This is a genomic window from Pseudonocardia nigra (assembly GCF_019396355.1).
In the GTDB taxonomy this organism is placed as follows: domain Bacteria; phylum Actinomycetota; class Actinomycetes; order Mycobacteriales; family Pseudonocardiaceae; genus Pseudonocardia; species Pseudonocardia nigra.
This window is the reverse complement of the sequence record NZ_JAHKRK010000245.1, coordinates 1-10,750: the sequence shown is the minus strand read 5'-3', so window position 1 is coordinate 10,750 and position 10,750 is coordinate 1. Positions and strand designations below refer to the sequence as shown.

Annotated in this window: 10 protein-coding genes; 3 read left to right on the top strand and 7 right to left on the bottom strand. The window is 72.5% G+C overall.

Annotation, left to right across the window (positions count from 1 at the left end):
• Nucleotides 1-120: 120 nt before the first annotated feature.
• Nucleotides 121-1,728 carry an SLC13 family permease gene (locus KME75_RS35860; RefSeq protein WP_219419386.1) on the bottom strand — a complete coding sequence of 536 codons (1,608 nt, stop codon included), beginning with the start codon at nucleotides 1,726-1,728 and terminating at the stop codon, nucleotides 121-123.
• 422 nt (nucleotides 1,729-2,150) lie between these two features.
• On the opposite strand from KME75_RS35860, the gene KME75_RS35855 reads away from it, so the two are divergent.
• On the top strand, nucleotides 2,151-2,438 hold the full coding sequence (locus tag KME75_RS35855; protein ID WP_219419385.1) for a hypothetical protein: 288 nt from the start codon (nucleotides 2,151-2,153) through the stop codon (nucleotides 2,436-2,438).
• A gap of 50 nt (nucleotides 2,439-2,488) precedes the next feature.
• Here the strand turns inward: KME75_RS35855 and KME75_RS35850 are convergent, their stop codons facing one another.
• Nucleotides 2,489-3,505 (bottom strand): polysaccharide deacetylase family protein, encoded by a 1,017-nt coding sequence (locus tag KME75_RS35850; RefSeq protein WP_219419389.1) that lies wholly within the window; start codon nucleotides 3,503-3,505, stop codon nucleotides 2,489-2,491.
• Between the two features lie 121 nt (nucleotides 3,506-3,626).
• On the opposite strand from KME75_RS35850, the gene KME75_RS35845 reads away from it, so the two are divergent.
• Nucleotides 3,627-5,198: a putative glycoside hydrolase gene (locus KME75_RS35845; RefSeq protein ID WP_219419384.1), complete on the top strand. Its 1,572-nt coding sequence runs from the start codon at nucleotides 3,627-3,629 to the stop codon at nucleotides 5,196-5,198.
• Nucleotides 5,199-5,237: 39 nt separating this feature from the next.
• On the opposite strand, the gene KME75_RS35840 is transcribed toward KME75_RS35845, so the two are convergent.
• The 5 genes from KME75_RS35840 to KME75_RS35820 form a co-directional block, all read right to left on the bottom strand.
• Nucleotides 5,238-6,017, bottom strand: coding sequence for a trans-aconitate 2-methyltransferase (locus tag KME75_RS35840; protein WP_219419383.1), 780 nt, complete (start codon nucleotides 6,015-6,017; stop codon nucleotides 5,238-5,240).
• On the bottom strand, nucleotides 6,014-6,574 hold the full coding sequence (locus KME75_RS35835) for a hypothetical protein (RefSeq protein ID WP_443690190.1): 561 nt from the start codon (nucleotides 6,572-6,574) through the stop codon (nucleotides 6,014-6,016). The genes KME75_RS35840 and KME75_RS35835 overlap by 4 nt, the downstream gene beginning before the upstream one ends.
• Nucleotides 6,575-6,579: 5 nt before the next feature.
• Nucleotides 6,580-8,466 (bottom strand): DNA primase, encoded by a 1,887-nt coding sequence (gene dnaG, locus KME75_RS35830; RefSeq protein ID WP_219419381.1) that lies wholly within the window; start codon nucleotides 8,464-8,466, stop codon nucleotides 6,580-6,582.
• Nucleotides 8,467-8,476: 10 nt separating this feature from the next.
• Nucleotides 8,477-8,683: a hypothetical protein gene (locus KME75_RS35825; RefSeq protein WP_219419380.1), complete on the bottom strand. Its 207-nt coding sequence runs from the start codon at nucleotides 8,681-8,683 to the stop codon at nucleotides 8,477-8,479.
• An 89-nt stretch (nucleotides 8,684-8,772) separates the two neighbouring features.
• A complete protein-coding gene (locus KME75_RS35820; RefSeq protein WP_308283398.1) occupies nucleotides 8,773-9,465 on the bottom strand; it encodes a DUF6297 family protein in 693 nt (230 codons plus the stop codon).
• Nucleotides 9,466-9,690: 225 nt separating this feature from the next.
• Between KME75_RS35820 and KME75_RS35815 the strand changes: the two genes are divergently transcribed.
• Nucleotides 9,691-10,629, top strand: coding sequence for a cation:proton antiporter domain-containing protein (locus KME75_RS35815; protein ID WP_219419387.1), 939 nt, complete (start codon nucleotides 9,691-9,693; stop codon nucleotides 10,627-10,629).
• The last annotated feature ends 121 nt before the right edge of the window (nucleotides 10,630-10,750 follow it).

Here is a 10,750-nt window from a genome sequence, read left to right as displayed (position 1 = left end):
CTGGCTCTACGTCATCTGGCACTGCTGGCACGACCACACCACCTACGACCCCGCCCGCCACGGAGCCCTCCAACGACTCCTCAACCAAGATCAACCGGCGGCGGCTTGACACAGGGCTACTCATGCGGCACCCAGCCCGAGCACGGCCACCATCAAGGGGATGAACACGATGATGAGTATCGCGCCGAGCACGTCGAACGACGCACCGGACCGGATCATCTTCGTGATCGGCACCGCGCCCGAGCCGTAGACCACGGCGTTCTGCGGCGTCGACACCGGCAGCATGAACCCGAACGACGCCGCGAACGTCGCCGCCAGCGCGGGGACGAACGGGTTGACCCCCGCGGCGACGGCCACCGGGATGATGATCGGCACCACGACCGCGGCCGACGCGGTGTTGCTCGTGGTCTCCGAGACGATGATCGCCAGCAGCACACCGAAGATCGTGATCGTGATGACGCTGCTCAGGCCGAGGCCGGTCGCCACCGCGTTCCCGAGGGTCTCGGCGAGGCCGGTGTCGGCGAGCAGCGAGCCGAAGATGATGCCGGTGCCGAACAGCAGGATCGTGCCCCAGTCGATCTCGGCGGCGTCCCGCCAGCGCAGTGTGAACTCGCGCTTGTCCCAGTCCACCGGAAGCAGGTAGAGCAACGACGCCCCGAGCACGGCGACGACGCCCTCGTCGAGCCGGGCGCTGACCGCCTCGTAGACGGCAGAGTCGTTGCCGGCGAACGCGGCGATGACGCCGGGCAGGATCCACAGCGTCACGGTGACGCCGAACGCGATCAGCGTGTTCTTCTCCGCCCGCGACAGCGGGCCCATCGCCGCGCGCTGGTCGGCCACGTACTGGCTGACGCCCTCGATGCGGCGGATCTCGGGCCGGTTGAGCAGCAGCAGCACGATGGCGAGCGCCACGAACATCAGCAGGCAGATCGGGATCGCCATCACCATCCACTGCCCGAACGTGATGAGCTCGCCGGTGGCCTCCTCGATCAGCCCGCGCCCGATCAGGTTCGGCGGGCTGCCGACGGGCGTCAGCAGGCCGCCGACGCTGGCCCCGTAGGCGAGCATCAGCATCAGCGCGGCCCCGACCCGCAGCCGCAGCGGGTCGAAGTCCTCGGCCACCAGCCCGCGCTCCTGCAGCAGCTTCGCGATGACGGCGAGGATGCCGAGCGCGGTGGGCAGGAGCATCGCGACGGTCGCGGTGTTGGACACGAACGCCGAGAGCACCGCGGTGATCCCGCCGAACGCGATGATCACCCCGGTGGTCGACTGCCCGACGCGGGGCAGCGCGAGGATCCGGAACGCGAACCGACGCGCGAGGCCGTGCTTGAGCATCGCCTGCGCGAGGATGAACGCCCCGATGAACGTAAAGATCGTCGAGGATCCGAACGGCGCCAGCGCATCGTCGGCCGGCACCACCTGCAGGATCACGATGAACGCGACGCCGATCAGTCCGCCGATCGGGATCGGCACCGCCTCGGTCACCCAGAGCACGATCACCCCGAGCAGCACCCCGGCGAGCACCTGCTGCTGCGGCTCGATCCCCATCGGCAGCAGCAGGAAGACGATCGTGACCAGCGGCGCGAGGAACAGCCCGATGGTCCGCCGGCCCTTCTCGAACCGCTCCTCCGCGGGCGACAGTCGCTGCTCACCGAGGCTGCGGTAGGTGGCGTGGCCCAGCAGGGCCTTGTCCACGTCGGTCCGCCTGCTCGCGTTCTCCGCGGTCATGGTCCCTCCCCCGATCGGCCCTCGCCTCCAGATCGAAACGAGGGTGACAGGCGTCACCTGCTCGTGCCACCCCTGGGACCCGGTCGGCTACTCCACTGCCCAGCCGGCAGAGCGCGAGCCGCTGATCGACGCGCAGGTCGGAGTGCGCGGGCGGAGTGATCGCCGTGAGATACGCATGCGCGTAGCTGGGACGACGTCGACGGCACTCTCACGACGATCACACCAGCAAAGATCACCGCGAGGTACGTACCCCTGTAGCCGGAACCACGACGAAGCACCTCTCGCAGCGATCACCGTCGCCGCGGTCCGCCCGAGCTACCCTCAGCCCGGCACTTGCACACTATTTCTGTGACGAGGTTGCTCGACTGACCGGCGTACAGCGCCATCCCGGACGGAACAGACGTGACCGAGCCTTCAACGTGATGGTCACCTGCGAACCCGCTGCTGCCATCGCCGCCTACCTGTACACGCCGGATGACCTGGCGCTGAAACGGAAGCAGAAGACGGCGGCCACTGTTGCCGCCTGGTCTCGACCACCGTCCATGCGGGCTCGTGCGATTCGTCGCAACTGGACCGAGGACGAGGACAGGGTGCTCCTGCAGACACCGAGCAACCGCGAGGCAGCCGAACTGCTCAACCGCACCACTGCTTCCATCTCAATCCGCCGTTGGCGCCTCTCCGCGAACGCGTCGATGGGTTCGGCACCTTGACACCCGCTCGAATCCTCGTCCGCGTATCCCGTCCTCGACCGCGGGCTCAGTCAGTACGCCGCCGCCGTCGTCACGAACCGGTCGGCGGGCGACCCGCTCCCAGCCGGATAGGAAATCACGTCCGGGTTGCCGTCGGAGGTGTAGGGCGATTCCGGGTTCGCGGCCAGCTCGTCGAGCCACACCGACGACCCGTACTCGGCTTCGTCATCGTCGTATCCCTGCGACCGGATCCGCGGGATGGCGGCAGGCTCGAATTTCTCGGAGTACGGCGACGGCGCCGGGTTCGCACCGACGAGCAGGACGCCCGTGTAGTCGTAGCCGCTGCCGCGCAGCGCCGACTCCGCGTCCCGGGGCCGCGCCCCGAACGGCAACGCGAGCGTCGTCGGCTCGTAGCCGGGGACGGCCTCGCGGATGAACCGGTCGCCGCGGGCGATGTCCTGCTCGCCCTCCGCGGCCGACGCCAACCGCAGGTTCGTGTGGCCGAACGTGTGGTTGCCGACCTCGAAACCGTTCTCGTGCAACCAGCGAAGCGCCTTTTCACCGGCCGCACCGCCACCGAAGGGATCCGCATTGACGTACATGCTGGCCACCGGCCGGAAACCGGGGTTCGCGGCCGCCACCTGCTGCAGGATCTGCACCGCGGTGCCTTCGGCCGGCGCATTGTCCGGGCCGATGGTGATCGTGCTCGGATCGCCGTCGTCGAACGTCAGCACCACCGGATGCTTTCCGGCGGGAATGTCCATTTCCCCCGCCGCGAACTCGGCGGTGGTCACGGGTACGTAACCCTCCCGGGCCAGCCGTTCGAGTTCGGCCCGGAAGCCCTCGGGGGTCCGGTCGTACACCGAGACCGGGTCGTCGACCAGGCGGTGGTACATGAGCACGGGCACCGAGCCGAGCTCGTTGGCCTGCACCTCCGCCGGGTCGACCGGTGGCGCGGGGGCGGGCGGTGGAGCCTCCACCGCATTCCCCGAATCGGGTGACGAGAACACGGACTGCAATGGGCCGCCGGCGCATCCGGCCACCGTCAACAATGCGATCCCTGCAGGGATGAGGCGTCGCCAGGCCATGGCGGCAATGTAGACGCCCTCGCTCAGAGTCACACATTTCTCACACGAAGGTGTCATCCAGTCGCGCGTCATGACGCACTTCTGGCACAGTGCGTGAGCCGCCCTGCACAAAGGAGACTCCATGCTGGAGACAGCATTTGCGAGGAGGTATGTCCTCCCCGTCGCAGCCGCGCTCGTCCCCATCGCACTGCTGGTGATGGTGGCGTACCTCGTCCGACCCGATGTGCGGGTCGCCGGGGTCACCGACGGGGGCGCGATCCAGCCGGCGGCGCTGGGCCAGGTGGAGATCACCACGAACGGGGACGCCGACCGCATCCAGGTACTCCTCGACGGGGCGCCCGTACCCACTCGCTGGGAGGGCGAGCGGATCCACCTCGACGTGCCCGAGCCGGCGGAGGGCGAGCACACCCTGGAGGTCCGCTCCCCCAACACGGCATCGGTGCTGCCGGGCCGCACCACCGAGCTCACCTTCACCGTCGACGGCACCCCACCCGCGCTCGCGGCGCCCCCGGTCCCCGCCACGGAACTGGACACGGCGGCCACCGTGCACGGCACCGTGCACGAGGAGAGCAGCGTGCTGGCACAGGGAGAGCCCGTCGAGGTGGCCGACGACGGCTCGTTCTCGGTGCCGGTGCCCGCCGGGACCCCGATGGTCACGCTCGAGGCCCGCGACGAGGCGGGCAACGTCACCACCGAGGACGTCTCGATCCCCGTACGTCACCCGGGGATGCGGGCCGTGCACATGACGGCGCACGCCTGGGCCTCCAAGGCGTTGCGCGAACCGATCATGGAAATGGCCCGGGAGGGCCGGATCGACACCGTGCAGCTGGACATCAAGGACGAGAGCGGCCAGATCGGCTACCTCTCCGAGGTGCCGCTCGCGAACGAGATCGGCGCGGCGAAGGACTACTACGACGTGCGGGCGGCGCTCGACGAACTGCACGCCGCGGGGCTGCGCGTGGCGGGCCGCATCGTCGTCTTCCGCGACCCCGTCCTCGGGGAGGCCGCCTGGAGCAGCGGAAACACCGACTGGCTGGTCCAGAACACCAATGGCAACCCGTGGACGGGCGGCTACGGCGAGTACGCCTTCACCAACTTCGCCAACCCCGACGTGCGGGCGTACAACCTGGACATCGCCCGGGAGGCGGCCGCACTGGGCTTCGACGAGATCCTCTACGACTACATCCGCCGGCCGGACGGCCACATCGAGCAGATGCAGTTCCCCGGCCTCACCACCACCCCGGAGGAGTCGATCGCCTCGTTCCTCGCGGAGAGCAGGCCGCTCGTGCGCGAGCACGGCGCGCTGCTCGGTGTGTCGGTCTTCGGGATAGCGGCCACGCGGCCCACCCAGATCGCGCAGGACATCCCGGCGATGTCGAAGTACGTCGACTACGTCTCACCGATGACCTACCCCTCGCACTGGGGCAGCGGCGAGTACGGCGTGGCGAACCCCGAGGCACAGCCCTACGACATCACCGCGCGCTCGCTCGCCGACTTCGTCACGTTGGCGGAGGAGAGCTCCACCACGGTCATCCCGTGGCTTCAGGACTTCAGCCTGCGCATCCCGTACGGGCCGGAGGAGGTGCGGGCGCAGATCGAGGCGGCCGAGGCGAACGGGATCGACTCGTTCATCCTCTGGAACGCCGGCTGCCGCTACCACGCGGAGGCGCTGGACCCGGTGCCCCGGGAGTGACCGGCTCGCAGCACCGATGTTGCGCTCCGCAAGCTCCGCTCAGCGCGTGCGGGCGACAGCGAAGATCCGCCGGAACGGGAACCAGGTGCTCCCGTCGGGACGCTGCGGGTACGCCGCGCGCAGCCGGGGCGCGAGCTCGGCCCGGAACGCCGCGTAGGCCTCGGCGTCCAGCGCGGCCTGCACCGGCCGCAGGGCGGTGGCGCTGATCCACTGCAGCACCGGGTCGGCGCCGGTGAGCCGGTGCAGGTAGGTGGTCTCCCAGACGTCGACGTCGGCGCCGGTGCTCGCCAGCAGGTCGGCGTAGTCGGCGGGTTCGGGCACGGCGTGCTCGTCGCGCAGGGCGACGCTCCCCCGCCAGCGCGGCTCGGCCAGCAACTCCCGGGTGAGCGCATGCGACGGCGCCGCGAAGTTGCCGGGCACCTGCAGCGCGAACCAGGCCCGCGACGGCAGGGCGGCGATCCAGCGCGGCAGCAGCCGTGGGTGCTCGGGCACCCACTGCAGCACGGCGTTGGTGACCACGACGTCGGTGTCGGGTGCGGGCGCCCAGTCGACGACGTCGGCCTGCTCGGCGTCGACGTCCCGCTCCCGCGCGGCGGCCACCATCTCGGCGGAGGAGTCGAGCGCGGTGACGGCGGCATCCGGCCACCGGGCCGTGAGCAGCGCGGTGAGGTGACCCGGCCCGCAGCCCAGGTCGACGACCCGGCGCGGCGCCCCCTCGCCGGTCGACGGGGCCCCGATCCGCGCGAGCAGATCGTGGAACGGCCGTGAGCGGTGGTCGTCGAAGCCGAGGTAGAGCGACGGATCCCAGGTGGTGGTCATTCCGGGCGCAGCCCGAGCGTGCGGGCCACATCCCCCGCGACCTGGCGGACCGCGGCGTCGTCGGTGCCCGGATCGGGGCGCACCTGCAGCACGATGCCGTCGCGGCCCGCCACCTTGCGCTGGACGAACCACGCACCACCGCGCGGAGCGCCAGCGGAGAGCGCATCGGCACTGCCCGGGAGTTCGCGGTGGTGCCTGCTCCTGATCGACCCGGTGACCCTCGCGTGCACCACCTCGGGGACCTTGCCGGGTTCGGCGAGCCGCAGCCGCTGCACCGGGAGATCCTCGAGAAGCACCGCACCGGAGAGCACCTCGCGCTCCCGCGCCTCCACCAGCGCCAGCGCCCCGTTCTGCCAGGACGCCTTGCTGACCAGGTGCCAGCCCAGCCTGCGGACGGCGTCGGACCCCTCGGGCAGCCACAGCCCGCGCGAGGTGACGACCAGGTGCCCGCCGCCCGCGAGCCGGGCCGTGGCGAGCACCGCCTCGTCGGCGTCAAGGCGGCCGGGGAACCCCGGCGGCAGCTCACCGCGCCCGAGCAGCTTGCGCACCGCTGCCATGAGGTTCATCGGACGGCCTTCTCCCGCAGCGCGATCCGGTACTGCTCGAGCGGCACCAGGTCGCCGAAGAGCTGATGGTAGGCGTCGGACTCCTCCACCGGGTTGATGCGCTGCAACCGCGACTTCAGCTCCGCGACCTGGGCCTCGACGAGCGCCAGCCGCACCCCGGCGACCACGCTCGCGACGTAGCGCGCCTCCTCCGTGTCGCCGCCGCCTGCGCGCCCGGCGTGCTTGCGCGGCAGCCGCAGCGGTTCCACGGCGAGCTCGGTGACGAGCGAGCGCGCCTCGGACGTGCACTCGGCGAGCACGGCCTCGAGCCACGTGTGGCCGTCGCTCCCGCCGCACACGCCGCCCGCGGCCTGCACCGCCCGGTGCACGGCGGCGAACGCCGGGTGCGTGAAGACCTGCTCCGGCAGCTCGTCGTAGCTCGGCCCCGCGATGGCGGGCACCTGCAGCGCCGCCTTGAGCGCCTCGCGCTGCAGGTGCAGCCGCGGGTCGTCCTTCGGCGGCGCCACCACGTCGGGCTGCCTGCCGCGCGCCCCGCGGACGGGCTCGGCGGGCACCCCGGCCGACTCCCGCACCCGGCGCACCACCATGGCGATGTCGTCCCAGCTGACCCAGCCGGCGAGCCTGCGCGCGTACTCGTCGCGCAGCTCCTCCCGCCGGATGCGGGCCACCAGCGGCACGGTGCGCTGCAACGCGGCGACCCGCCCCTCCGCGGTGTCGAGGTCGTGCTCGCGCAGCATGGACCGGATCGCGAACTCGAACAGCGGCTCGCGCCTTGCGACGAGGTCGCGCACCGCGGTGTCGCCGTGGGTCTGGCGCAGCTCGCACGGATCCTGCCCGTCGGGCGCGATCGCCACGAACGTCTGCGCCGCGAAGTTCTGGTCGCCCTCGAACGCCTTGAGCGCCGCCGCCTGCCCGGCCGCGTCGCCGTCGAAGGTGTAGATCACCTCGCCGAGGTCGAACGAGTCGTCGCCGATGAGCCTGCGGATGACTCCGACGTGGTCGGAGCCGAACGCCGTGCCGCAGGACGCCACGGCGGTGGGCACCCCGGCCAGGTGCATCGCCATCACGTCGGTGTAGCCCTCGACGACCACGACCTGGCGCCGCTTGGCGATCTCCCGCTTGGCCAGGTCGAGCCCGAACAGCACCTTCGTCTTGTGGTAGACGGACGTGTCGGACGTGTTGAGGTACTTGGCCTCGATGCCGTCGTCGTCGAACAGCCTGCGCGCGCCGAACCCGACGACGTCGCCGCCGAGGTCCTTGATCGGCCAGAGCAGCCGCCGGTGGAAGCGGTCGATCGGCCCGCGGCGGCCCTCCTTCGACAGCCCGGCCTTCATCAGCTCGTCGAGCGAGAAGCCGGCGGAGAGCAGGTGCTTGGTGAGAGTGTCCCAGCCGGCCGGGGCGTAGCCGCAGCCGAACTGCGCCGCCGCGGCCGCGTCGAACCCGCGGCTGGTGAGGAACTGCATCGCCGTGGCCGCCTCGGGCGTGCGCAGCTGCGCGGCGTAGAACTCCGCGGCGCGCTTGTTGGCCTCCAGCAGTCGCGAGCGGGTGCCGCGGTCGCGCTGCACGGAACTGCCGCCGCCGGTGTAGGTGAGCCGGAAGCCGATGCGATCGGCGAGCCGCTCCACGGCCTCGACGAACCCGACGACCTCGATCTTCATGATGAACGCGACGACGTCGCCGCCCTCACCGCAGCCGAAGCAGTGGAACGTGCCGTGCGACGCCCGGACGTTGAACGACGGCGTCTTCTCGTCGTGGAACGGGCACAGCCCCTTCAGCGATCCCGCCCCGGCCCGGCGCAGCGCCACGTACTCGCCGATGACCTCGTCGATCCGGGTGCGGTCGCGGACCTCCCTGATGTCCTCGTCCCGGATCCGTCCCGCCACGGCACGGAGTCTAGGCGCGGGGTCCGACAGCCCGTGCAGGCCGCCGCACCAGCCCGTCCACCGGGCCCCGCTGGGCGGGCACCGGCACCGGCGCGTGCTCGTCGCGCTCCGCCGGCCGGTGGTGGTCGACCAGCAGCGGCACCGCCGCCATGATCAGCAGAACCGCGGTCCCCGCGGCGGCGGCCAGGACCGTCAGGATGTCCCCGAAGCTCGTCATGGCCCCACTCTGCGCGCGCGGACCCCGGGCCGACCTCGGCCGGAGGTACGGATCCGCCGACGCGGGTCGGCCGTTCGGCCGATGCCGCCTCACGCCGCCAGCAGCAGGTGCACCGCGACGAGCACGGCCAGCAGGTCGGGGCCGCGGACGAGGCCGCGGATCAGGTCGATCGGGACGGCGCCGAACCCGGTCTCGAACACCGCGGCCCCGTAGTCGGGGGCCGGTCGGGTGGTACGCCACAGCACCACCGCCACCGCGCCGACGGGCAGCAGCGCCACCGCCACCGGGTGCACCGGGGCGATGGCGGGCAGGACCGCGGCCGTCCACACCGCGGCGAGCGCCAGCGGCGCGAGGAGGTGCACGGTGAGCAGGACGCGGTCCGTGCCGCCCATGGCGCGCCGCAGCGGTGCGGACCGGGCCACCGTCCGCAGCCCGGCCGCGGCGCGGCCCGTCACCGCGCACGCGACGACGGCGGCGATCGCGGGCAGCGCCGCCGGTGGCACCACCACGGCCGCGACATAGGGCACCAGCAGCAGCCCCACCGCGAACACCGCGAGGCCCGGGGTCCGCACCACGCGTCGGACGTCGGCGTGCAGCGGCGCCGCCCAGCCCGTCCCGGCGCCCGGACGTGACCGCCCCCGCCGGGCGGCCCGCCAGCGCCGTTCGTCGAGCAGCTCGAGCAGCAGCCCCGGGTCGAGGAACGTGCCGGCCACCTGGACGGCCGCGGCGAGGCGCGGCGGCGCCTCGCGCTGGCGTCGTGCCTCGTGCGAGGCGAACAGCACCGCACACCCGTCAGCCCCCGCCGGTCGACGGGGGTGGCGAGCACCCAGTGCCGCACCGCGGGCCCGGCGAGCACCGGCCCGAGCGCCAGGGCCGCCCGCAGCGCCGCGCCCGTCGCGACGAGGACGGCCGCGCCCCTCGTCGGGCCGGTCGGCGCCCACCATGCAGCGCAGCAGCGTGGTCTTGCCCGCCCCGTTCGGCCCGACCAGCGCCGCCGCGCTCCCCGCATCCGGCGGGGCCTCGTCCTCCCGTTCGCGGTGTACATCGCCGCCGACGAGCTCGGCGCGTCCGGAGTGGTCGCCGTGGTCGTCACCGCCCTGCAGCTGCGCCGTGACAGCGACGCCGACGAGGCCGCCGAACGCCTCACCCAGCGCTCGCTGTGGGACGTGGTGGAGCTGCTCGTCACCGGCGTCGCGTTCGGACTGATCGGGCTGGACCTGCGGCAGGTCGCGGAGGAGGCGGGCCCCGAGCTCGGCCGGATGCTCGGGCACGCCGCGGTCGTCTGCGCGGTCGTGGTGGCCGTGCGGGTGCTGTGGCTGCTCGGGGTGTGGCTGCTCGTCCGCGGTTCGCGCGACCCGTCGAGCGCGCCGCGGACCGGGCGCGAGGTCACGGTCCTCGGCTGGTGCGGCATGCGCGGGCTCGCCACGCTCGCGCTGGCCCTGTCGGTGCCCGCCGTGACCGCGGACGGCACGCCGTTCCCGGCGCGCGCGGAGATCACAGTGATCGCCTCCGCCGTGCTGCTGGTGACGCTGCTGCTGGCCGGGCTGACGCTGCCCACCGTCGTCCGGATGCTCGGGGTGGCGGCGGACGCAGTGAGCGAGGAGGCCGCGGAGCGGACGGTGGCGCGGCGCGCGCAACGGGCGGCCCTGCGGCGGATGACGGAGGACGAGCGGCACGCCGAGCTGCCCGACGACGTCGCGGCCGCGCTGCGGGACCGGATCGGGCGGCTGGAGGCCGTGTTGGCGGGCGACCCGGTGAGCGCCGACGAGCGGCAGCGGCTGAAAGCCCTGCGCGCCGGCTGGGCCGGGCTGCGCCGGGTCCAGGCCGACGCGCTCGCCGCGACCCGCGCCGAGGTGCTGGCCGCGCGCCGCGAGCCCGGCGTCGACCCGGAGGCCGCCGACCGGGTGCTGCGCCGGCTCGACCTGCGCACCGTGCTGCTGGACTAGAGCGTGTCCCGTGGATCATGCGGGTGGGCTGCGGTAGATCTCTTCTGTGCTTGATCGCCACGACTTGACCGACGCGGAGTGGGCACGGCTGGAGCCGTTGCTGCCCGACCGGACACCGCGA

Bases quoted from the DNA above. Each gene is read 5' to 3' on its own strand.
- KME75_RS35860 (WP_219419386.1), bottom strand. From the start codon at position 1,728: ATGACCGCGGAGAACGCGAGCAGGCGGACCGACGTGGACAAGGCCCTG.
- KME75_RS35855 (WP_219419385.1), top strand. From the start codon at position 2,151: ATGGTCACCTGCGAACCCGCTGCTGCCATCGCCGCCTACCTGTACACG.
- KME75_RS35850 (WP_219419389.1), bottom strand. From the start codon at position 3,505: ATGGCCTGGCGACGCCTCATCCCTGCAGGGATCGCATTGTTGACGGTG.
- KME75_RS35845 (WP_219419384.1), top strand. From the start codon at position 3,627: ATGCTGGAGACAGCATTTGCGAGGAGGTATGTCCTCCCCGTCGCAGCC.
- KME75_RS35840 (WP_219419383.1), bottom strand. From the start codon at position 6,017: ATGACCACCACCTGGGATCCGTCGCTCTACCTCGGCTTCGACGACCAC.
- KME75_RS35835 (WP_443690190.1), bottom strand. From the start codon at position 6,574: ATGGCAGCGGTGCGCAAGCTGCTCGGGCGCGGTGAGCTGCCGCCGGGG.
- KME75_RS35825 (WP_219419380.1), bottom strand. From the start codon at position 8,683: ATGACGAGCTTCGGGGACATCCTGACGGTCCTGGCCGCCGCCGCGGGG.